This is a genomic window from Clostridium magnum DSM 2767 (assembly GCF_001623875.1).
In the GTDB taxonomy this organism is placed as follows: Bacteria; Bacillota; Clostridia; order Clostridiales; family Clostridiaceae; genus Clostridium_AM; species Clostridium_AM magnum.
The window spans coordinates 1-24,310 of record NZ_LWAE01000014.1 but is presented as its reverse complement, the minus strand read 5'-3'; the positions used below and the strand labels follow the sequence as shown (position 1 = coordinate 24,310).

At 34.6% G+C, this 24,310-nt stretch carries 17 protein-coding genes, 1 tRNA gene, 3 rRNA genes and 1 pseudogene; 18 read left to right on the top strand and 4 right to left on the bottom strand.

Translation table 11 applies throughout. From position 1 onward, the window contains the following. Positions 1-125: 125 nt before the first annotated feature. Both CLMAG_RS27970 and CLMAG_RS27965 read left to right on the top strand, forming a co-directional pair. A complete protein-coding gene (locus CLMAG_RS27970) occupies positions 126-446 on the top strand; it encodes a class I SAM-dependent methyltransferase (RefSeq protein ID WP_066630534.1) in 321 nt (106 codons plus the stop codon). Positions 447-526: 80 nt separating this feature from the next. After that, entirely contained in the window at positions 527-955 is a 429-nt protein-coding gene (locus CLMAG_RS27965; protein ID WP_066630532.1) for a hypothetical protein, read from the top strand. A gap of 549 nt (positions 956-1,504) precedes the next feature. Here the strand turns inward: CLMAG_RS27965 and CLMAG_RS27960 are convergent. Continuing rightward, complete coding sequence (locus CLMAG_RS27960) at positions 1,505-2,833, bottom strand: IS701 family transposase (RefSeq protein ID WP_082831782.1); 1,329 nt, start codon at positions 2,831-2,833, stop codon at positions 1,505-1,507. A 449-nt stretch (positions 2,834-3,282) separates the two neighbouring features. Here CLMAG_RS27960 and CLMAG_RS34010 point away from each other — a divergent pair, with 449 nt between their 5' ends. The 15 genes from CLMAG_RS34010 (at position 3,283) to CLMAG_RS27885 (ending at position 22,478) form a co-directional block, all read left to right on the top strand. After that, entirely contained in the window at positions 3,283-3,444 is a 162-nt protein-coding gene (locus CLMAG_RS34010; protein WP_082832130.1) for a helix-turn-helix domain-containing protein, read from the top strand. A gap of 480 nt (positions 3,445-3,924) precedes the next feature. Then, positions 3,925-4,563 carry a YidC/Oxa1 family membrane protein insertase gene (locus CLMAG_RS27950; RefSeq protein WP_066630524.1) on the top strand — a complete coding sequence of 213 codons (639 nt, stop codon included), beginning with the start codon at positions 3,925-3,927 and terminating at the stop codon, positions 4,561-4,563. A gap of 172 nt (positions 4,564-4,735) precedes the next feature. Beyond that, a complete protein-coding gene (locus CLMAG_RS27945; protein ID WP_066630523.1) occupies positions 4,736-5,134 on the top strand; it encodes a hypothetical protein in 399 nt (132 codons plus the stop codon). 342 nt (positions 5,135-5,476) lie between these two features. Next, positions 5,477-6,277: a formate/nitrite transporter family protein gene (locus CLMAG_RS27940; RefSeq protein WP_066630521.1), complete on the top strand. Its 801-nt coding sequence runs from the start codon at positions 5,477-5,479 to the stop codon at positions 6,275-6,277. Between the two features lie 11 nt (positions 6,278-6,288). After that, the gene (gene asrA, locus CLMAG_RS27935; protein ID WP_066630519.1) at positions 6,289-7,290 is read left to right on the top strand and encodes an anaerobic sulfite reductase subunit AsrA; all 1,002 of its coding nucleotides are present in this window, start codon (positions 6,289-6,291) and stop codon (positions 7,288-7,290) included. Continuing rightward, positions 7,291-8,082 carry an anaerobic sulfite reductase subunit AsrB gene (asrB, locus tag CLMAG_RS27930; RefSeq protein ID WP_066630517.1) on the top strand — a complete coding sequence of 264 codons (792 nt, stop codon included), beginning with the start codon at positions 7,291-7,293 and terminating at the stop codon, positions 8,080-8,082. Positions 8,083-8,101: 19 nt separating this feature from the next. Further along, the gene (gene asrC / locus CLMAG_RS27925; RefSeq protein WP_139264322.1) at positions 8,102-9,049 is read left to right on the top strand and encodes a sulfite reductase subunit C; all 948 of its coding nucleotides are present in this window, start codon (positions 8,102-8,104) and stop codon (positions 9,047-9,049) included. Positions 9,050-9,641: 592 nt separating this feature from the next. Next, positions 9,642-10,520, top strand: a complete 879-nt coding sequence (locus tag CLMAG_RS27920) for a sulfide/dihydroorotate dehydrogenase-like FAD/NAD-binding protein (protein WP_066630513.1) — start codon at positions 9,642-9,644, stop codon at positions 10,518-10,520. Positions 10,521-10,612: 92 nt separating this feature from the next. Next, on the top strand, positions 10,613-11,140 hold the full coding sequence (locus CLMAG_RS27915; protein WP_066630511.1) for an NADH-quinone oxidoreductase subunit NuoE family protein: 528 nt from the start codon (positions 10,613-10,615) through the stop codon (positions 11,138-11,140). Beyond that, positions 11,141-12,895: an NADH-quinone oxidoreductase subunit NuoF gene (locus CLMAG_RS27910; protein WP_066630509.1), complete on the top strand. Its 1,755-nt coding sequence runs from the start codon at positions 11,141-11,143 to the stop codon at positions 12,893-12,895. A 17-nt stretch (positions 12,896-12,912) separates the two neighbouring features. Continuing rightward, positions 12,913-16,518: an FAD-dependent oxidoreductase gene (locus tag CLMAG_RS27905; protein WP_242873157.1), complete on the top strand. Its 3,606-nt coding sequence runs from the start codon at positions 12,913-12,915 to the stop codon at positions 16,516-16,518. A gap of 854 nt (positions 16,519-17,372) precedes the next feature. Beyond that, positions 17,373-18,882 (top strand): 16S ribosomal RNA (locus CLMAG_RS27900). A gap of 230 nt (positions 18,883-19,112) precedes the next feature. Then, a 23S ribosomal RNA gene (locus CLMAG_RS27895) occupies positions 19,113-22,014 on the top strand. A 264-nt stretch (positions 22,015-22,278) separates the two neighbouring features. Beyond that, a 5S ribosomal RNA gene (rrf, locus tag CLMAG_RS27890) occupies positions 22,279-22,395 on the top strand. The 16S, 23S and 5S rRNA genes sit together here with 1 tRNA gene alongside, the layout of an rRNA operon. Before the next feature lie 6 nt (positions 22,396-22,401). Then, positions 22,402-22,478, top strand: a tRNA-Ile gene (locus tag CLMAG_RS27885). Positions 22,479-22,501: 23 nt separating this feature from the next. On the opposite strand, the gene CLMAG_RS34825 is transcribed toward CLMAG_RS27885, so the two are convergent. The 3 genes from CLMAG_RS34825 to CLMAG_RS34815 form a co-directional block, all read right to left on the bottom strand. Next, entirely contained in the window at positions 22,502-22,627 is a 126-nt protein-coding gene (locus CLMAG_RS34825; protein WP_341421132.1) for a hypothetical protein, read from the bottom strand. 68 nt (positions 22,628-22,695) lie between these two features. After that, entirely contained in the window at positions 22,696-22,887 is a 192-nt protein-coding gene (locus CLMAG_RS34820) for a hypothetical protein (protein ID WP_341421131.1), read from the bottom strand. 87 nt (positions 22,888-22,974) lie between these two features. Further along, a complete protein-coding gene (locus CLMAG_RS34815; RefSeq protein ID WP_341421130.1) occupies positions 22,975-23,205 on the bottom strand; it encodes an exonuclease domain-containing protein in 231 nt (76 codons plus the stop codon). Positions 23,206-24,130: 925 nt separating this feature from the next. On the opposite strand from CLMAG_RS34815, the pseudogene CLMAG_RS33390 reads away from it, so the two are divergent. After that, positions 24,131-24,310, top strand: a pseudogene (locus CLMAG_RS33390) (hypothetical protein); the annotation flags it as partial.

Sequence of the window (24,310 nt, the reverse complement as noted above, 5' to 3'; positions counted from 1 at the left end):
TATTGATGTTAGTTTTAAGTGAAAAAATACTTTATTGTTAAGTGTAATTGATATACAATTAAGTAGAATTATTCTATTAGTGTAATATTAATTAGATAAATGTAAAAATAGGGGAGATATATAATATGAATAATACTGTTAAGGAATTAGAAAAAAGACGTAAAAAATATGCTAAAGAATGGATCATAGATGCAAATAATTTTTATAACAATAACTATTATAAGTGGATGGAAAATTTGATTAAAGATTATAAAAGAGTTATAGAAATTGGTTGTGGGAATGGAAATAGTACTTTAGAGTTATGTAATGCTGGACATACTGTAATATCTATAGATGAAAATATAGAATGCCTAAAATTAGCTAAAGAAAAATTAGAGAGTTCAGGTTATAAAGTTTTATTCATAAAAAGAGAATCATTACTTGTAAAAAGTGAAAAAAATACATAATTAATTATTCTAAGATTGATCGTATTATAGATGATGGGGTTGTTGTACTTGTTCAAGGAGATATTATAGGAGACAATAACTTGGTAAAGTGGTTAGAGGATAATAAACCTTACGATGCAATTGTATGCTGGCTAATAGGTACACATGGATTTAGAAGATTTAATGAAGCAATATCTGAAAAAAATTTAGTAACTCCGGGTGATTATAGATTTGCTGTACAGAATAGAGTATATGAAAAAGCTGACGAACTTTTAAGAAGGGATGGAGTTTTGCAAATAGTTGATAGGTGTGAAACTCCAAATAAAGATGAAATAAGAGATTCATTTTTAGAATCCCATAGGGATCAAGCGAGTGTAACGTCTTTATTAGTAACATCGTTAGAATATCTTGAGTATGATACAAATATAGAAAATGGCGCAAAAATGAATGTTTCAACAGGAAATCAAATTACGATAACTGATAAGATACCTAACATGTCATTTATATCTGTAATTTCGGTGAAACCATAAGAAGTTTATAGTTTATTAAATCAATACATTAGGTGATAAAGAATAGGAATGATGAATAGATGTAGGGGTAACGTACTCATCCTCGTTTTTTATTTGTATATAATTAATAACTAATTTAATAGTGTTTGTAAATAAGATTTAATCATGAAGCAGGTCAAATAATGGCTTGCTTCTTTTATTTTTTGAATTTTAAGGAGGGTGGATATAGTTCAATAGAATTGTAACAAAATTAAAAACCACCAATCAGCTAAATGACACTAATTGGTGGTTAAGTAAACCCTAACTCATCACTTGATTCTATTTGAATACAATTCACCCTCTCTATCTAAATTTACCCTTTGTACTTAATTTAAGGGTATTACAATATTTTCTGATTATAGATGTCTGTAAATTATTCTTTATAGAAATAGCTTGTATATGTTTTGTTTTAGTTTAGATGTTAGGATTTACTTCTTGTACTTATTATAGCATGGGCTTTATTAAAATACAATACAATTATTCTGAATATTTTAAATGTTATATTAATTATATCACCACTTTACAAGAAAATTAACTAACCTCATCTAAATATATTAAGGAATTAATTGCCTCTAAAGCTTCTTGATTAATATTGCTCTTTTGTATCTTTTGCACGAAAGTGCTTAATATTAATTCTTTTGATATTTGGTAAGAGATAGCATTTTTAATTTCTTGAGGACTTTGAAATTTATATTTAGAAAAAGACTTATGAATAAAAGGCAATATTACTACAAAGCTATAGGCGATAGCCAGTAAATTAGTATAATTTTCTATTGCCTTTTTATTTCGTACCATGTAGTTACCAAAAGACCAAAAGAATTTATGTTGATAGAAAAACACTTCTATATTCCATCTGAATTTATATGCAAAAAATGGAATAAGAGTTGGTCTTTCTTTATCAGCTTTACATTCATCTACAGTATAGTTTTTAAAAATTTGTATATCTGATGGCTCTATGGAGCAAATATAAACTCTTACAGATGAGAATTTATCTACATCTGTAGTTGTTACTGTTACTATAACAGGTTCATTAAACAAATTTGTTAAAACCTTTTTAGTTGCAATATAGTAGTCATCCTCTTTAGTGTAGTCAAAATCTCTAATATTAAGTTTTAAACCTTTCTTTCTTGGGCGTCCTCTTTTTCCAGTAGGTTCTGGACATAAATCATATATGCTGGTATCAGAACGGACTGCCCCTATGATAGAAAGATTGGTATAATTTCTGAACATATTTAGAAAAGGTCTTTTAGTGTACCAACTATCGCATAACACTATAACTTGGTAATCTAATAGTAACAGCATAATGTTTTGTATCATCTTACCAGCTATTTCAAGTTTGGTTTCACTCTTATCATAGAGTTTATATCCAACTGGCAATGTAAGGTATTTGATTTTACCACAAAAGAGTATAGGGATGCTTATAACCAATGATACAAAGCAATGTCCATTTAAGAAAGAGGTGCCATCATGCTTTGTATGGTCAAAAAGCTTACCGTAACAATCAAACTTATCTCCAAATTTAGCTTGAAGTGTGTCATCTATAATTAAGAATATAGTTATAGTAGACTTAAGCTCTTCGGGAATAAGTGAGATTGCTATTTTTACTGTTGCAAACATTAAGCTCTCTATCGAGAAGTTTGTATAGGATAAAAAATAATAAAAGCTATTAAGAACTTTATTCCAATACTTTTTGATAAAATTGTCATATAAAAATTTTATAGAACGAACTTCTTGAGTTGAAAGCATAGCAGTAACAAGTAAAATAAATATATGAAAGCTCCGCTTATTGAAGATGGAGCGATATTTACTTAAATAATTTTCTATTGTTTTAATTGTTGATTTTTCGTCAATACTAATCATAGTACTAGATACCTCCTAATCAGTGCTGGTTTGCTCAATATTAGTATTGATAATTAAGAGGTATTTGGTACGTTGTATTTTTTGGTAACTTAAATTACTTGTAAAGTGGTGTTAATTATATTTTAGATGTCGAAAAATAACACTTGAAATAAAATAGAAAAGATATATAATAATAAGTATAAAGTAATAATTATTATTGATTAGTAAATATTATATAAAAAAGCTATTTTACTTTTTATATAGATATCCCTTACAATACCCTCAATAATATCCCCGTTGAAGGTACAATTAATTTTGTACCTTTTTGGTCATATATAATATATGTAAGAATTTTTAATTGAATATAATATAGAATTAGTAGTATAATATTAGTAAAAAGAATAAGATATGCATAACTTATAAGTAAAAATAATATTAGAACGGCTTAAAATCAGATGTTAACATAGCTTTTGTCATCTACTTACTTGGCAGATATGTTAGGTAGCACAAGAGAAACTATCTCAAGGTGTATGAAGAGTTTTGAGAAAAAGGGTATGATTAAATTTGTAGGGAAAAAAATATTGGTAAAAAATCCTTCGGAGCTATCTATATATTTTAGGGGAAGAGAGTAGTGGAGCAAGTAGTGAGCGGGTAAAGATTAATTTTAAAACTATAATAGTACAACATATGCTTTAATCTTTTAGGATTGGATATGTTGTGCTATTTTTTTATATTTGTTTACAAGTAAAGGAATTGGTGATACTATAAGAATAAGAGTTTAAATTAATCTTGTTAAGAGTTAATTTAAACTGTGTTGAAATTATAATTTTGAGAAAGGACTTTGCTATGAAAATAGATTTTAATTCTATTTTGTATTTATCTATAGTTTTTATATATGTATTAGCAGCGTTTTCTTTTATAGTTTATTCTTATAAAAAATATGTTACTAAATATAACTTAAAGATAAGCTATTCAGTAATTAATGGTTTGAAGTACATACTGAAGATTTCTTGTAAGGACTACTTGGTTTTTCAGAAATATGGTATTTGGCGGTATTTTATTCATTTAGGAGCTATTAATGTTTAAAAAAACATTAATAGGAGGATTTAAAAATGAGTATTATATCAGAAGTTTTAAAGTTATTATTTAATTATGTATTAAGTTTTACAGGTGATTATGGATTAGCAATAATTCTAATTACTATAATTGTTAAATTAGGTTTATTACCCTTATCTCTTAAACAAAGGAAAGCTATGATAAAACAACAAAAGTTTTCCGTGGAACTTGCCAAGGTTGAAGAAAAATACAAGAATAATTCAGATAAGCTAAAAATTGAAAGAGAGAAATTATATAAGGAAAGTTTTAAAAGTTTTAAGGGTTGTTTAGGAATATTTATTCAAATGCCAGTAATAGCAGCATTATACACACTGGTATTAAGAATGCCTGAAGTTAGTACCATTGTTGTACCTTGGGTTTATAGTATAAAACTAAGTGATAGTTATTTTATTATACCCATAATTTATGCACTATCTTCTGTCAGTCCGATGCTATTAAACTACTTTAAGTTTTTTAAAGTAGATAACTCAAGTAACTTGAGCAAAGCAACCTTTATACCTATGATAGTTTTTAGTTTAATATTAACTATCAAAACACCTATAGCCATAGGAATATATTTTATAACATCTTCAATATTTAGCTTTTTAGAGGAATTAACTTTTAAATTCTACTATAGAATAAGATATTCAAATTAAAAGTAAGGGGAGTATTTCTAGGTTTTAGGAATGGTCCTTTTTAATGAAGAAAGTTCTTACATTCACAAATTAGAGAGTTAATAAATATAATGCAAGTGAGATATAAATACAGTTAATATTTTTCTATGAAACACTCAACTTTAAAGGAATGTAGAGGAGGATGTAAGATAACATGAAGGCTATAGTAAATTTTTATTTATTATCAGATAATCAAGAAGGTGACTATGAGGAGCTAACTACTGGGATAAGGACTGACAATATTATGTACCTAACATTACAATCAGGAGATGTAATTATATTACCTAGAGATGATAGTACTCAATTTACTGTAGATAAAATCGTTAAAAATTTTTATAATGGAGAAATTGACATATATGTTTCTAAGACGAAGGAGGTTAACGAACTATTTGAAGAAATAGAGTCTTTTGCAAATAATACTTTAAAAACAATGATTGATTCCCTTAAAACAAATTTCTCAAATATAGATACAATTGAAGCATCAGATGAAGAAGATAATAAAGAAGTGTATTTAAAAAATGTTAAGTATGTAGAAGTAGACAAAGATAAATAAAGTAGAAACTTGAATCAGATGGGGTTTCGTCTACGACCCGGGGCTTTGCCCGTTAAATGCCATTTAGGCATTTAACCCCCACCTGATTTTTAGTTGAACGAATCCAGGGACGTAGCCGCTCGCAACGTACGCTTTGAAGAAAAGCGACTCACACAGTGCGTATGGGAGTATTAGAGCGGGTAGTCATCGGATAAAGTTAAAAGCCAATAAATAGGTGTCGTTATTATGATGACATCTATTTTTTTTAACAAACGTGATGAATATCACATTATTTTTTTAAAAATTATGTTATGTTAAATATATAACAATGGTGCTTTGAAAAAATTAGAAAGGGTGGTAAAATTGTTTAGTGAGGAAATAAACAAACTTAGTGAAGCCGCAGTAAAAAAGGCCAATTTATTAACGGAAAGTAAAAGTAAGTATTTAGTTGCATCAGCATTAGCTGGTATGTTTGTAGGTTTCGGAATTATACTTATATTTACTATAGGGGGATTATTGGGGGCTGTAAATTCACCAGCTACCAAAATTGCTATGGGAGTTTCTTTTGGAATTGCCTTAAGTCTAGTATTGGCTGCAGGTTCTGAATTATTTACAGGTAATAATATGATTATGCCAATAGGTGCATTAGAGAAAAAGGTTAAATGGAGTTCAGTTTGGAACATATGGGTTTTTAGTTATATTGGAAACGTTTTAGGTTCCGTAGTAGTCGCAGCTCTATTTGTAGCATCTGGACTTTGGAGAGGCACTACGGCAGAATTTGTTTTAAAAACAGCTACTGCAAAAATGACAGCACCATATATGGAGCTTTTTGTAAGAGGAATTTTATGTAATATTTTAGTATGTTTAGCAGTATGGTGCTTTTTTAAGTTAAAGGATGAAGCTGCAAAGCTTATTATGGTATTCTGGTGTTTGTTTGCATTTATAACTTCAGGTTTTGAACATAGTGTAGCTAATATGACATTACTTTCAATAGCTTTGATGATTCCACATAAGGCAGCAGTATCCCTTGGTGGATTCGTATATAACCTAACGGCGGTAACATTAGGCAATATAGTAGGTGGAATGTTTTTTGTAGGTATAGCATATTGGTATGTTTCTAAAAGAAAGCCTGAGGAATTAGATAATAAGAATAAAGTAGCATAAGGAGGGTTAAAATGGGTTATAAGTTAAGCACAGAAAAGTTTAATAATTTTTTAAGCACGATAGGAAATGAGTACAAGGTTTATGCTCCCATACTTTTAAAAGGTAAGGGTACTTTTTCAGACACAGATACAGTTAGGTATGGACAAATTAATAGGGTTGAGGAAATAGTTTTTGACAAAAAATCTAATTTCTCACCAAAAGAAGTTATACTTCCAATCACTCAAACTCTATTTTACTTCACAGAAGACAGTGTAACAGAGCCTAAAGTAGACGATAAGAAGATTTTAGTATTCTTAAGAAGTTGTGATATACATGCTGTTAAGAGACTAGATCAAATCTATTTAAAAAATGGTGCTGAAGATCCATATTACAAGAGATTAAGGGAAAAAGTTAAATTTGCACTAATGGAGTGTGAAAATAGTTTTGAAAATTGTTTCTGTGTAAGTATGGAAACTAATAAAACAGAGGAATATGATTTGTTTGTAAAAGTAAAAGAAGGACAAGTTTCTGTTCAGTGCAGAAATGAGAGTTTTAAAGCATACTTTGAACAGTGTGAACATTCTGAAGTAGATCCGAAATTTATAGAATCTAATGATATAGAAGTAAAAGTTCCTGAAAATTTAGATGGAAGAGTATTCAATTGGACTGGATGGAAAGAATATTCACAAAGATGTATAGCTTGTGGTAGATGTAATACAGTCTGTGGCACCTGTGCTTGCTTTACAATGCAAGATATATTCTACAAGGACAACAAAAATATTGGAGAAAGAAGAAGAGTTTGGGCTTCTTGTCAAGTAGATGGTTTTACAGATATGGCTGGTGGTCATAGTTTTAGAAAAGATAAGGGTGACAGAATGAGATTTAAAGTTATGCATAAAGTTTATGACTTTAAAAAGAGATTTGGTTATCACATGTGTGTAGGATGTGGAAGATGTGACGATGCATGTCCTGAATATATTTCCTTTTCAAATTGTGTAAATAAATTAAATAAAGCTATGGAAGAGGTGAAGTAAATGGAGAATATTTATTTACCAAAGGCTAGTAAGATAATTAGTATTACTCCACATACAGATATTGATTATACCTTTAGAATGGAATTTACAGGTGACGTAAAGCCTGGCCAATTCTTCGAGGTTTCTATACCTAAATATGGAGAAGCTCCAATATCCGTTTGCGAAATAGGGGATGGGTATATAGATTTAACAATTAGACGTGTAGGGGTAGTTACAGACGTAATCCATACTTTTTTTCCAGGAGATAGACTTTTCATGAGAGGACCTTATGGAAATGGCTTTGATGTAGATATATATAAGGGAAAAGAAGTTATTGTAGCTGCAGGTGGAACAGGACTCGCTCCTGTTAAGGGAATTGTGGATTATTTTTCTGCTAACAGAAATGAAGTTAAAAATTTCAATCTTTTAGTTGGATTTAAGTCACCAGATGATATATTGTTTAAAGAGTCTATTAAAAAATGGAGTGACAGCCTAGACGTTACAGTAACTGTAGATAAAGCCGAAGAAGGATATAATGGTAATGTAGGATTGATTACTAATTATGTTAAAAATTTAAGAATTGACAATGTAGAGGAAGCACAAGTGGTGGTAGTTGGTCCTCCAATAATGATGAAGTTTACATTAGCTGAGTTTATTAAAAGAGGAATTAAAGAAGAGAATATTTGGGTTTCCTATGAGCGAAAAATGTGCTGTGGTGTTGGTAAGTGTGGACACTGTAAAATGGATGATACTTATATCTGTTTAGAGGGACCAGTGTTTAACTATACTAAGGCTAAAAATTTAGTGGACTAAAGGGGGGAGAAGTATGTCTATAGATATTAATACAAAGGTTTTAAAAAAGAATGCATTTAGAGTAACAAAGGAAAGAGGCAAAACTGCAATAAGAATAAGAGTTCCAGGTGGTCATATGGAAGCGAAGCACTTTGAAATACTACAAAAAGTGGCTGAAGAATATGGTAATGGAACTGTTCATATAACTACTAGACAAGGATTTGAAATACCTGGAATAGATATGAGGAATATTCCTAAGATAAATGAATTAATTCAACCTGTAATAGAAGGTTTAGAAATAAATCAAGTAGATCCAAACACAGGATATCCTGCATCTGGTACTAGAAATGTATCTGCCTGTGTAGGGAATAATGTCTGCCCTTTTGCTAATTATAATACTTCTGCATTTGCTCAGAAAATAGAAAAGGCTATTTTTCCTAATGATCGCCATGTTAAGATTGCACTAACTGGTTGTCCAAATGATTGCATAAAATCCAGAATGCATGACTTTGGAATTATAGGAATGACTGAGCCGCAATATGATAGTTATAGATGTATAAGCTGCCAAGCCTGTGTTAAGAACTGTAAAAAAAGAGCCACAGGAGCATTAACTTTTGAAAACTTTAAGGTTGTAAGAGATCATGCGAGGTGTATTGGTTGTGGAGAATGTGTTGGCAAGTGTCCAACAGGTGCATGGACAAGAAGTGATGAGAAGTATTTTAAGTTAGTGATAATGGGAAGAACAGGCAAGAAGAATCCAAGACTTGCTCAGGACTTTATTAAGTGGATAGATGAAGAGAGTATAGTAAAAATTATATTAAACACTTATGATTATATAGAAGAGTATATTGATAAGGATGCACCACTAGGTAAAGAACATATTGGATACATTGTAGATAGAACTGGATACCAAGAATTTAAGAAATGGGCATTAAAAGATGTAAACTTAGGAAGTAAGGCAGAGGTACAAGATAATATTAATTGGTAATGAATATTAAAACTAAATATTTAATGCGTTGGTAGATAGGATAGAAATCTTTTCGCCAACGCATTTTGTTTTTTTATTAAAATTAAATTAATAGCCATTAAATAGATGTCACCGGTATGACGATATCTATTCTTATATTTTTATATTGATATTTTTGAATTTATATTTTTATGTTTAATAGGCAGTATTTAGGTAAACTTATAAAGTAACTAAAATTGGTAATATAATTTTAGGGTTAATATACAAATTTACTTGTAGAATATTGAAAAATAACCTAATTGCATTATCAGAATAATTAAAGAAAAGCACATGTTGTCTAAATTAGTGGAAAAATTTAGTCATTATGAAAGCTGATTTATTAAAATATATATGATATGATACTTATAAGTAAATGATTTCATATTTTTAATTTTATAGCAGAATTAATTGATATAGAGCGTTCGGTTAAGCTAATTACGAAACATTTTTGTAACAATTTTGCATAAATTCAGATTAATTGTACAATTTCGATTGATTGTATGCTATAATTAGTAACAAATATATAAAATGTATATTATAACAAAAGATGCTTATTTAGGAAGGGGTAATTAAAATGTACAAAATTCTAAACAAAAAAGAATTAGTTCCTAATGTCTTTTTGATTGAAGTACAAGCACCAAGGATTGCTAAGTCTTGCTTACCAGGACAATTTGCAATAGTTAAAGTGGATGAAAAAGCTGAAAGAATACCTCTAGCCATCTCTGATTATGATGCTAAAAAAGGAACTGTAACTATAGTTTTCCAAGTACTTGGAGCATCAACACAAAAGATAGCTAATTACAATGTAGGACAATCTTTTAAGGATTTTGTAGGTCCATTAGGACAATCATCTATTTTGATGTCTGAAGATTTAGAAAAATTAAAAAATAAAAAAATGTTATTTATAGGTGGAGGACCAGGAACTGCTGCTATATATCCACAAGTTAAATGGCTTAATGAAAATAGAGTTAATGTGGATGTAATAATTGGAGGTAAATCAAAGCAATATTTAGTACTTGAAGAAGAACTAAAAGAAATTTCCGCTAATCTATATATAGCAACTGATGATGGAAGTTATGGATATAAGGGATTTACTACAGATTTATTAATAGAACTTATAGAGAAAGAAAGAAAAAAATATGATCAAGTGGTAGCAATAGGATCAATGAATATGATGAGGTCTATCAGTGAAGTTACCAAAAGTTTTGGAATTAAAACTACAGTAAGTTTAAAGTCCATAATGGTAGACGGAGTTGGTCTCTGTGGAGGTTGTAGAGTTACTGTAGGTGGAGAAACCAAATTTGCATGTTTAGATGGTCCTGAATTTGATGGACATTTAGTTGACTTTGAAGAAGCTATTAGGAGACAAAGCATGTATAAAACAGAGGAAGGAAAGAATTTTATAGAAAAGCAGGAAAAAGAAGAAGGTCATATATGTCATGTGGGGTTATAAAAATAAATAGGGTTAACAATTAGAATTTTAGAAATTAGCTAAAATATAGTGGTTTCTAAATTCATTTAATATATTAAAGGAGTGATTAATTGATGTCTTGCAATTGTGAAAAAGAGCTAGAGTCAAAGTTTAGTGCTGATCAAGTTGATCTGTCACTAATGGAGAAAGTATTTGAAAGGTATTTTAATGAGAATGGAAACTTGATTAGTATTTTACAGGATGCCCAAGGAGTTTATGGATATCTACCTCTTGATGTTTTAAAGTTGATTTCAGATAAGACTGGAAAGAAAAAAGCTCAAATTTATGGAGTTGCTACATTTTATTCACAATTTAGATTAAATAAGTTAGGTAAATATATTATAATGCAATGTCAAGGAACTGCTTGCCATGTAAACGGTTCGGAGGCAGTTGGCCAAGCTATTTGTGACGAATTAGGTATTAAGCCAGGAGAAACAAGTAGTGATGGAATGTTCTCACTTGAAGATGTTGCATGTCTTGGCTGCTGCAGTCTTGCACCAGTAATTATGATTAATGGGGAGACCTATGCAAACTTAACTCCTGATAAAGCAAGAAAAGTAATTCAGGATATATATGCTAAAGAAAAGGAGGAAGCTGTTTAAATGAAGATTAGAATAGGATACGGCAGCTGTGGTATTGCCGCAGGAGCTAAAAAAGTTAAAGATAGATTTAACCAGTTAATAAGTGAAAAAAGCTTAGATGCTGGTGTTTCAATTACAGGCTGTATAGGTATGTGTTTTTATGAACCAATAGTTGACGTTATAGATGACAATGGAGTATTTACTTATGCAAATGTTACACCAAGTTTAGTTGATGAAATAATTGAAAGTCATGTTGTTAATGGTAAACCGATTTTAGAACATATTGTATCTACTGATAAAGAACCATATCCTCAGTTAAAGAATCAAGTTAGAATTGTTCTTAGAAATTGTGGAATAATCAATCCTGAAGAAATAGATGAGTATGTAGCAAGAGATGGATATAAAGCACTTAAAAAAGTAGTTACAGAAATGACTCAAGATGAAGTTATTGAGGAAGTAAAGGTGTCTGGTTTAAGAGGTAGAGGTGGAGCTGGTTTCCCAACTTGGTTCAAGTGGGATGCTGCTAAAAAATCTAAGGGAACTGATAAATATGTAGTATGTAATGCTGATGAAGGTGACCCGGGTGCATTCATGGATAGAGGAGTTCTAGAAGGTGACCCTCATTCAGTTCTTGAAGGTATGGCAATTGCAGGTTATGCAATGGGAGCTAATAATGGTTTTATATACTGCCGTGCAGAATACCCATTAGCAATTGAAAGACTTAAAATCGCAATTAAGCAAGCAAGAGAAAAAAATTATCTAGGTAAAAATATACTTGGATCAGGTTTTGATTTTGATATAGACATAAAAACTGGAGCTGGAGCATTTGTATGTGGTGAAGAGACAGCATTAATTGCATCCCTAGAAGGTGAAAGAGGTATGCCAAGATTAAAACCTCCATTCCCAGCTCAATCTGGATATTTTGCAAAACCAACAAATATAAACAACGTAGAAACTTATGCTAATGTTCCATGGATATATGCAAATGGTGCAAAAGCATATGCTGCATATGGTACAGAGAAGAGTAAAGGTACTAAAGTATTTGCACTTACAGGTAAGATTAAAAAAGGTGGACTAGTTGAAGTTCCTATGGGAATGATTTTAAGAGATGTTATATATGAGATAGGTGGAGGAATAAAAGGAGACAACGAATTCAAGGCAGTTCAAATGGGGGGGCCTTCCGGTGGATGTATACCACGTTCTTTACTTGATACTCCTGTAACATATGAAGATATTAATAAAACCGGTGCTATTATGGGATCCGGTGGTATGGTTGTAATGGATGAAGGTACATGTATGGTAGATATGGCAAGGTTCTTCCTTGACTTTACTTGTAAAGAGTCCTGTGGAAAATGTACTTACTGCAGAATAGGTACAAAGAGAATGCTTGAGATGATTGAGAAAATATGTTCAGGTGAAGGAAATCCTGAGGATATTGATACTCTTGAGCAATTATGCTTAAGTATTAAGGATGGATCACTTTGCGGACTTGGACAAACAGCACCAAATCCTGTTCTTACAACAATAAAATATTTCAGAGATGAATATTTAGCACATATAGAAGATAAAAAATGTCCAGCTAAACAATGTAAGAGTCTTTTAACATATACAATTTCAGCTGATAACTGTAAGGGATGTACTTTATGTTCAAAGAAATGTCCTGCAGAAGCTATAACTGGTGAGGTTAAGAAGCCTCATGAAATAAATCAGGAAAAATGCTTAAAATGCGGTAATTGTATAACAGTATGTAGATTTAGCGCTATTGCTGTAGAGTAGAAAGGGAAGTGATAAAGATGGGGATTATAAGAGTAAATATAAATAACAGAGAGTTAACTGCTCAAGAAGGAACAACTATATTAAAAATAGCCCTTGATAACGGGATAGATATTCCAAATCTTTGCTATGATAGTAGATTGAAGCCTTACGGAGCTTGTGGTGTATGCGTTGTTGAAATAGATGGAATTCCAAAGCTTCAAAGAGCATGTTCAACAATAGCAGCAGATGGAATGATAATAAAGACTGATACTGCAAGAACATTAGCGGCTAGAAAAGTAGCTTTTGAATTATTGGCATCAGATCACAGAGGAGACTGTAGACCTCCATGTGTAAATGCATGTCCTGCACACACAGATTGCCAAGGATATGTTGGATTAATTGCTAATGGACAATATGAAGAGGCAATAAAGCTTGTTAAAGATGTTATAGCTTTACCAGCAAGTTTAGGAAGAGTATGTCCACATCCATGTGAAACAGCTTGTAGACGTCAAAATGTTGATGACCCAATTGCAATTGCTGAATTAAAAAGATTCTTAGGTGATGTTGATATAAATAACGGTGTTTTTGTACCAGCAGTTAAAAAGTCAACAGGCAAAAAAGTTGCTGTTGTAGGAGCTGGTCCAGCAGGTGTATCCTGTGCATACTTCCTTGCAATGGAAGGACATCAGGTTGTAATTTATGAAGCTATGCCTCACCCAGGTGGAATGCTCAGATATGGTATTCCTGAGTATCGTCTACCAAAGGATATATTAGATACAGAAATAGATGTTTTAACAAAGATGGGTGTTGAACTCAAATATAATGTTAAACTTGGAGAAGATGTTAGCGTTGCATATCTTAATAAGGCTTACGATGCTGTGTTTGTAGCAATTGGTGCTTGGGCAAGCTCAAGTATTGGCTGCACTGGTCAGGATATGGAAGGTGTGCTTGGAGGTATAGATTTCTTAAGAAAGGCTACACAATCAGAACCAATATACATGGGTAATAAGGTTATCGTTATAGGTGGTGGAAACACTGCTATGGACGTTGCTAGAACAGCTGTAAGACTTGGAGCTGAAAGCGTTCAACTTCTATATAGAAGAACAAGAGATGAAATGCCAGCAGAAGAAATCGAAATAGAAGAAGCTGAAGAAGAAGGCGTACAATTTAACTTCCTTGTAGCACCTATAGAGATTACAGGGGATGGAACAAGAGCAAATGCTATAAGATGTCAGAAGATGAAACTTGGAGAACCAGATGCATCAGGCAGAAGAAAACCAGAACCTATTGAAGGAGAAGAAATTACTTTTGATGCGGACTTAATTGTATCAGCAATTGGACAAAAAGTAGATGCTAGTGCTATACAAGAACTTACACAAACAAAGAAAGGAACTATTGTAGTTAACGATGGTACCTTTGAAACAAATATTGAAGGTGTATTTGCTGGAGGAGAAGCTGCAACTGGACCTAAGATAGCTGTTGAAGCTGTAGCTCAAGGCAAAAATGCTGCAAAAGTAATTAATGGATACTTAAATGGAGTTATAATTCCAGTAGCAAATCCATGCTTCATTATTCAAGAGGATTTATGCAAAAAGGATTTTGACCATGTGGAAAAGCAAAACAGAGAGCATCCAGTAGTGGTTGTTCCAGATAAAAGAAAACTTAGCTTTAGCCCAATTGCTGAAACTTTTAGTGAAGAAAAAGCCCTTAAAGAAGCTTCAAGATGCCTTGAGTGTGGATGCCATGATTATTTCGAATGTAAACTTGTTAACTATATAGATAAGTATAAGATAGATACTAAGAAGATAAGTGGAGAAAAGCATAAGAGAAGAGAAGAGCAAACTCATCCATTCATAGTAAGAAATGCTGATAAATGTATATTATGCGGACAATGTATAAGAGCTTGTGAAGAGTTTATAGGAGTAGGTGCTATTGGCCTCGAAAAGAGAGGATTTGATTCAAAGGTAATTCCTGAGTTTAATTTACCTCTTAATGAAAGTTCATGTATATCCTGTGGACAATGTGTAGATGTATGTCCAACTGGAGCATGTATGGAGAATGAAGCTGTTAAGAAACAAGTTCCTGTTGATTTCGAAAATGTAAACTCTGTATGTAATTACTGTGGTGTAGGATGTAATCTAGTACTTCAAACAAAGGGAGACCTTGTATTCAAATCTGTTCCAGACAGAAGCAAAGAAGAAGGTTTACTATGTGTTAAAGGTAGATTCGGAATAAACTACATTAATGATGAAAGTAGAATAAAAACTCCTGTTGTAACAAGAAATGGCAGCAGTCTTGAAGTTACATTAAAGGAGGCATTAACTCTTACTGCAAAAAATCTTCAATTAATTAAGGGTCAATATGGTAAAGATAGCGTTGCAATTTTAGCATCACCAAGATTCACTAATGAAGAAGCCTTCATTATGAAAAAAGTTGCAAATAGCTTAGATACAAGTTTTGTAGGTTCAATGGCTTACAATGATGTTTCAGGAATGGAAGCTGTTCTTGGATGTAATGCGTCAACAAACAGCTATGAAGAATTAAATAGCACTGATTTAATTGTTTCTGTAGGAAATATAGACGAAAATCATCCTGTTATGGCAGTAAAGATTAAGTATGCAGCTCAAAATAAAGGTAAATTAGTATCTATAGCTGAGAGCAAAACAAGAATGGAAGAGTATGCTGATCTTTCAATAAAACCTTATAATAGCACAGAATTCTTAAAATCCTTTATTAAGGCATTATTTGATGGTGGATACGTAAATGAAGCAGAAGTTTCAAATAAAGCTAAAAATCTTGAAAATCTAAAGAACTATGTAAAAGATGCTAAGGATTGCGGAGAGGCAGCTAAGCTTGCTAAAATGTATGGAGAAGCTAAGAAGGCAATAATAGTTGCTGATGACGACATGGTAACTTCAGATGCTTATAAATTACTTGCAGATGCTGCAGTAATAACAGGCAAGATAGGAAAAGCACACAGTGGAATTATTGTTGTACGTTCAAGCAGCAATGCTCAAGGATTTATAGATATGGGTATTAAAGTACCAGGAAAAGAAATACTTGAACAAATCAAAGCTGGAAAGATTAAAGCAGCAGTTATTATTGGTGAAGATCCTATAGGAGCTGACTATATTAATGCAGAAATCTTAAAGAAGCTTGAATTTGTAGCAACTTTTGATATGTTTATGACTAATACAGCTTTAGCTTCAAATGTTGTTGTTCCAATGGGAAGCTTTGCAGAATCAGAAGGTACAATAACTAGATCAGATAGAAAGATACAAAAAATTACTACAGCAATAGCTCCTGTAAATGGAAGTACAGTATTCGATAACTTATCACAGTTTGGTAAATACTTAGATGTAAATATTGCAAGCTTAAGTGAAGCAGCAGAAAAGCTATCAGCTGAAATACCAGAATACGCTGGACTAGCTGTTGCAGAAGTTGAAGATAAAGATATCTATGTGCCAAATAGTACAGCAAACACTTATGGTGTTCAGGTTCTTTATACAGATGGCTTCAACAAAGAAGATAAGAAGGCAGTACTAAGCTTACCTGAAAATGATAAGATATTTGTAGATAAAAAGATTTATGATTCTGTTCAAATGAAATTCAATGCTTATTTAAAAGCAAATGGATTAAAATAATAATAATTAGAATATAGAAACAGTTCGGTACCGGAATGTTTTGATGATTCAGTCTCTAAGCTCAAGGCCCTCTAGTTTAAAGCTAGAGGGTCAAATTTTATTTGTTGTAGGGGAGAGATCGGAAGTTTTACCTGACTAACTTGGCGTAAGTCTCCCACTTCATATGAAACTCCTCTTCCTAGCGTCAGAGGAGTAAGCGATTCACACAAAATCGTAGATTTTGGTTCTCTGCTTAAGTGGGAGTTCAACGCCAAGTAAGCCATGCATTCGCAGATCTAAAATTAAGATGGGGTAAAAGAATCCACATCTGAATTAAGATCTTGCTTCAACTTATATAATCTAGAGTATAATAAATTTTATATGGAAATCTGTGATAAAACTAAAATTAAGCTATTTTCGATGTTGGTAATAAAATAAACGAAGTCTGGTGTGTCATTATAAGAAATATAGAAGAATTAGAAGAAATAATGAGGTTATTTTAAATAATTTTAAATAATAGTACATATGAAGAAGTTTCAGCGATTTTAAAGATGGTAGAATAACATTCGTTGCTTGATGAGCGACAAACAGATGAACAAAGAGTAACAGCTAAAAAGTTGTTGACATTAATAAATGTTCATGATATCATATAAAAGCTGTTAAGAACGTCAGAAAATAAAAAATGTTTTAAATGTTCTTGACAAGATAAAATAAACATGATAAACTAAATAAGCTGTCGAGATGAGTCGACATGATCCTTGAAAATTAAACAGAGGTTGAAAGTCAAAATGACTTTTATTAAATAAACTAAACCAGCAATTCTTTAACTACTATATATTAGTAGTGAGTAAAACAGTAATGAGCATTCAAACTTTTAAATTGAGAGTTTGATCCTGGCTCAGGACGAACGCTGGCGGCGTGCCTAACACATGCAAGTCGAGCGATGAAGCCCTTCGGGGTGGATTAGCGGCGGACGGGTGAGTAACACGTGGGTAACCTGCCTCAAAGAGGGGGATAGCCTCCCGAAAGGGAGATTAATACCGCATAACATTAGTTTTTCGCATGAAGAACTAATTAAAGGAGTAATCCGCTTTGAGATGGACCCGCGGCGCATTAGCTAGTTGGTGAGGTAAAGGCTCACCAAGGCGACGATGCGTAGCCGACCTGAGAGGGTGATCGGCCACATTGGAACTGAGACACGGTCCAGACTCCTACGGGAGGCAGCAGTGGGGAATATTGCACAATGGGCGAAAGCCTGATGCAGCAACGCCGCGTGAGTGATGAAGGCCTTCGGGTTGTAAAGCTCTGTCTTTTGGGACGATAATGACGGTACCAAAGGAGGAAGCCACGGCTAACTACGTGCCAGCAGCCGCGGTAATACGTAGGTGGCGAGCGTTGTCCGGATTTACTGGGCGTAAAGGATGCGTAGGCGGATATTTAAGTGAGATGTGAAATACCCGAGCTTAACTTGGGTGCTGCATTTCAAACTGGATATCTAGAGTGCGGGAGAGGAGAATGGAATTCCTAGTGTAGCGGTGAAATGCGTAGAGATTAGGAAGAACACCAGTGGCGAAGGCGATTCTCTGGACCGTAACTGACGCTGAGGCATGAAAGCGTGGGTAGCAAACAGGATTAGATACCCTGGTAGTCCACGCCGTAAACGATGAGTACTAGGTGTAGGAGGGTCGAACCTTCTGTGCCGCAGTTAACACAATAAGTACTCCGCCTGGGAAGTACGATCGCAAGATTAAAACTCAAAGGAATTGACGGGGGCCCGCACAAGCAGCGGAGCATGTGGTTTAATTCGAAGCAACGCGAAGAACCTTACCTGGACTTGACATCCCCTGAATAGTGCAGAGATGCATGAAGCCCTTCGGGGCAGGGAGACAGGTGGTGCATGGTTGTCGTCAGCTCGTGTCGTGAGATGTTAGGTTAAGTCCTGCAACGAGCGCAACCCCTATCATTAGTTGCTACCATTAAGTTGAGCACTCTAGTGAGACTGCCCGGGTTAACCGGGAGGAAGGTGGGGATGACGTCAAATCATCATGCCCCTTATGTCCAGGGCTACACACGTGCTACAATGGTAGGTACAGAGAGATGCAAGACCGCGAGGTGGAGCAAAACTCAAAAACCTATCCCAGTTCGGATTGTAGGCTGCAACTCGCCTACATGAAGCCGGAGTTGCTAGTAATCGCGAATCAGAATGTCGCGGTGAATACGTTCCCGGGCCTTGTACACACCGCCCGTCACACCATGAGAGCTGGCAACACCCGAAGTCCGTGAGGTAACCTGTAAAGGGGCCAGCGGCCGAAGGTGGGGTTAGTGATTGGGGTGAAGTCGTAACAAGGTAGCCGTAGGAGAACCTGCGGCTGGATCACCTCCTTTCTAAGGATAATACAGACAGGTAATGCTGTCTGAAAGACTGGTTTAGCCTCTGTTTAATTTTGAAGGATTAAAACCTTCAAATTGTTCTTTGAAAATTGCACAGTGAATTAGTTAAACAACGCAATTGTTTAACATAAAAAAGTAAAGCTAAAGGTAAAACTACTTATGTAATAATAAGTAATAAACTTTTGTAACTTTAATCAAACTCATAGAAATATGAGCAATAAATTGGTCAAGCTACAAAGGGCGCATGGTGAATGCCTTGGCACCAGAAGCCGAAGAAGGACGCGATAAGCTGCGATAAGCTTTGGGTAGGCGCAAATAGCCAGTGATCCAGAGATTTCCGAATGGGGCAACCCACATTACTAACGTAATGTACTATAAACTGAATTCATAGGTTTATAGAGGTATACCCGGGGAACTGAAACATCTAAGTACCCGGAGGAAGAGAAAGAAAAATCGATTTTCTAAGTAGCGGCGAGCGAAAGGGAAAGAGCCCAAACCAGGAACTTGTTCCTGGGGTTGCGGATAGACCATAAATACTGCGATTTTTTAACTGAAGAGAGCTGGAAGGCTCCGCCGTAGAAGGTAAAAGCCCTGTAAGTGAAAGAAAAGAGCAGTCAGGTCTAATCCAGAGTACCACGAGACACGTGAAACCTTGTGGGAAGCAGGGAGGACCACCTCCCAAGGCTAAATACTAACTGGTGACCGATAGTGAAGCAGTACCGTGAGGGAAAGGTGAAAAGAACCCCGGAAGGGGAGTGAAATAGAACCTGAAACCGTGTGTCCACAATCAGTCGAAGCACTTTTATGTGCGACGGCGTGCTTTTTGTAGAACGAGCCAGCGAGTTACGATGTGTAGCAAGGTTAAATACTTAAGGTATGGAGCCGAAGGGAAACCGAGTCTGAATAGGGCAAAGAGTTGCATGTCGTAAACCCGAAACCGGGTGACCTATCCATGGACAGGTTGAAGCGGAAGTAAAATTCCGTGGAGGACCGAACCACGTTGGTGTTGAAAAACCATGGGATGAGCTGTGGATAGCGGAGAAATTCCAATCGAACTCGGAGATAGCTGGTTCTCCTCGAAATAGCTTTAGGGCTAGCGTTTTGAATGAGTAATGGAGGTAGAGCACTGAATGGGCTAGGGGCTGACAACAGTTACTGAACCCTATCAAACTCCGAATGCCATATACTTGAATCAAAGCAGTCAGACTACGAATGATAAGATCCGTGGTCAAAAGGGAAACAGCCCAGACCATCAGCTAAGGTCCCAAAGTGTAAGTTAAGTGGAAAAGGATGTGGGATTTCTAAGACAACTAGGATGTTGGCTTAGAAGCAGCCACTCATTTAAAGAGTGCGTAATAGCTCACTAGTCGAGAGATCCTGCGCCGAAGATGTCCGGGCTAAAACTTACCACCGAAGCTATGGATTGATACGTAAGTATCAGTGGTAGAGGAGCTTCCTGTATGGGTTGAAGTCGTACCGTAAGGAGCGGTGGACTGTACAGGAGTGAGTATGCTGGCATAAGTAGCGAGAAATAAGTGAGAATCTTATTGGTCGAAAACCTAAGGTTTCCTGAGGAAGGCTCGTCCGCTCAGGGTTAGTCGGGGCCTAAGCCGAGGCCGAAAGGCGTAGGTGATGGACAATCGGTTGATATTCCGATACCGCCAACTGACGTTATTACAAATGGGATGACGCAGGAGGATAAGATGTGCGCACTATTGGATGTGCGTCTAAGCATCTAGACAGACTAGGCAGGCAAATCCGTTTAGTCAATGTTGAGGTGTGATGAGGAGCCCTTATGGGCGAAGTATCTGATTCCACGCTGCCAAGAAAAGTCTCTATGGAGGATGTTGGCGCCCGTACCGCAAACCGACACAGGTAGGTGAGGAGAGAATCCTAAGACCAGCGGAAGAATTGTTGTCAAGGAACTCGGCAAATTGACCCCGTAACTTCGGGAGAAGGGGTGCCTACGCAAGTAGGTCGCAGAGAATAGGCCCAAGCAACTGTTTAGCAAAAACACAGGTCTCTGCTAAAGCGAAAGCTGAAGTATAGGGGCTGACGCCTGCCCGGTGCTGGAAGGTTAAGGGGAATACTTAGCGCAAGCGAAGGTATGAACTTAAGCCCCAGTAAACGGCGGCCGTAACTATAACGGTCCTAAGGTAGCGAAATTCCTTGTCGGGTAAGTTCCGACCCGCACGAATGGCGTAATGATTTGGGCACTGTCTCGACAACAAATCCGGCGAAATTGTATTGCGAGTGAAGATGCTCGCTACCCGCGATTGGACGGAAAGACCCCGTAGAGCTTTACTGTAGCTTAGCATTGAATTTCGGTATTGTCTGTACAGGATAGGTGGGAGACTGAGAAACAAGGGCGTCAGCCTTTGTGGAGTCAACCTTGGGATACCACCCTGACAGTACTGGGATTCTAACCGGCGGCCATGAAACTGGTCACGGGACATTGTTAGGTGGGCAGTTTGACTGGGGCGGTCGCCTCCAAAAAAGTAACGGAGGCGCCCAAAGGTTCCCTCAGAACGGTTGGAAATCGTTCGAAGAGTGCAAAGGCAGAAGGGAGCCTGACTGCGACACAAACAAGTGGAGCAGGGACGAAAGTCGGGCTTAGTGATCCGGTGGTTCCTCGTGGGAGGGCCATCGCTCAACGGATAAAAGCTACCTCGGGGATAACAGGCTGATCTCCCCCAAGAGTCCACATCGACGGGGAGGTTTGGCACCTCGATGTCGGCTCGTCGCATCCTGGGGCTGAAGTAGGTCCCAAGGGTTGGGCTGTTCGCCCATTAAAGCGGCACGCGAGCTGGGTTCAGAACGTCGTGAGACAGTTCGGTCCCTATCCGTCGCGGGCGTAGGAAATTTGAGAGGAGCTGTCCTTAGTACGAGAGGACCGGGATGGACTGACTCTGGTGCACCAGTTGTTCCGCCAGGAGCACAGCTGGGTAGCTATGTCAGGACGGGATAAACGCTGAAAGCATCTAAGCGTGAAGCCCACCTCAAGATAAGATTTCCCATAGCATAAGCTAGTAAGACCCCTTGAAGAACACAAGGTTGATAGGTTAGAGGTGTAAGCATGGTAACATGTTCAGCTGACTAATACTAATAGGTCGAGGGCTTGACCAAAAATAGTTAACAGTGTAGAGTTGAGAATTAAGAGTTAATGATGATTTTCACTAATGTGAAAATCTAAAATTTAAATTAATTAAGCTCTATATAAAAAAGCTATACTTATCACTGTGCAATTTTCAGAGAATAATATTCTCATAAGAGTTAATAATTTATTGTGTTATAAAGTTATTAGTTAGTATAATTATCGTTTTTTCGACGCTAGGAGAAAAAAACAACCATAACTCTTAACTATTAATTCTTAACTCTCAACTAAATAAATCTGGTGATTATGACGTAAAGGTAACACCCGTTCCCATTCCGAACACGAAGGTTAAGCTTTACAGTGCTGATGGTACTGCACGGGAGACTGTGTGGAAGAGTAAGTCGTCGCCAGGTAAATATGGATCTTTAGCTCAGTTGGTTAGAGCAACCGGCTCATAACCGGTAGGTCCGGGGTTCGAGTCCCTGAAGGTCCACCATAGAGATAAGAAGTAATGATAAGTTACTTCTTATCTTTTTTTATACTTAAATTATTACATATTTCTGTTTGGAACTGATTAGTTTTACCCATCATATAGGCCAGCTTGATTATTGACTGTTCTTCAGTAGACATTTCTCTATTAAACATTTTTTCAAACTGCTTTATTAATCTATAGGTATCGATTTTTTTTCTTTCACTATTATCTGTATTTCTCCTTATATATTTATTTGGATTATAAATGCAAGGTTAATATCTTTATTATATATTTTTTTGAAAACTTCAACAGTATAGCAAGCATCATTAAAAGCATTATGAAATTGCTTTTTTACAGGAATATGTAATAGCTCTATTGCATTATGCAGTCCAATATTAACTCCTTTTTGAGCAATTGAAATATTTAGATGCATAAAGTTGAAGATTAATATATTCTTTTGGAATCGGAGACATGTCTAGACCATGGTATTCTATATTTCTAAATAATTCTCTCATATCTGTCATTCCCATACACATAAGATACTTGTAGTACCTGTAGTAAATTCAATAAATTCTTCATAAATTTCTTTAAAGGGTTTTGCAGTATCCAATAGATCCATTGTGATACCTGTCATTTCTTTTACAAATGGATTAATAGTAGTGTATATTTGAGGTTTTACTAGTCGATCTAGGAAAGAGATTGTTTGCAGATTTTCATCTAATTTTACAGCACCAATTTGAATTATTTTCAAAAGGACATTTTGGAGTAATTATATTTCTATCTTTTTTTGCAGGATTGTAGTCTTGGTTAAATTCTAAATCAAATACCAAATAATCTATTTTATTCACCTCCAAATCTAATTTATGATATGAAACTTGAATCATATGGGGTTCAAACCTAATCGGATAAACTTATTAATTTATATGCTTTCAATATAGATTATTTACTATTTTTTGTTTAAAGTTTATTTACTATTCTCTCAGCAATTTTTAAGCAAAACCTTAAAGTTTATATTAAGATTCGCTTTTTATAAATATTAGAAAAAAGATTTTAATCACGGTTTTTTTGGTGATTTTATTATACAATTATAGTTAAAATATTTAAATACATATATAATTAAGAGTATCTTATTTATTATATAGAACAGCAGATCTTGAAAAAGTTTTTGTATTTATATAAAACAAGGAGGTTTTGATATGATTTTGTAAGAAAAAATAAAAATAATGAAAAAGGTGAAAAGATAAACTATATAACAAGACTGATAAAAGAATATTAAATCACCTAGTCCTAAAAATGGTATTCATTGCAATGATTACTCCTCAATAATTTGTTTTAAGATGTGATAGATGTTGGGCAAACAGTTCAAAGTCTGATGATATAAGAAAAAAATAGAATAATTGTCGTATACAATAGTATATAGATTAATTACATACTTATTTTATAATGAAAACTGCCAAAAATATTTAATCATTGGCAGTTTTATCATTATTTATTCACTTAGCAAAAATTTATGTGGTATAATTAGTTAGTATATGACAAATTTAACATAATAAAAACGAGGTAAATTATGCTGAAATTATTGCCAATAGAAATCTTTTTAAGACTTATACCAGAAGCATTTATACTTATTTTAGCGGGATATGCTTTTTAAGTAAAGAAGTTGAAAAGAAACTTTTTTGTGTAGCTTCTATTTTGTTAGCGATGGCAACATATTTTGTAAGAATGCTCCCAATTCACTTGGAGTACATACAATAATACTACTTGTGATTTATGTTTTGTTATCGGTAAAAATCAACAAAATCGATATAGTTAAAGCAATGTCTGCGGGTTTAATATCATCAATTATATTATTTCTT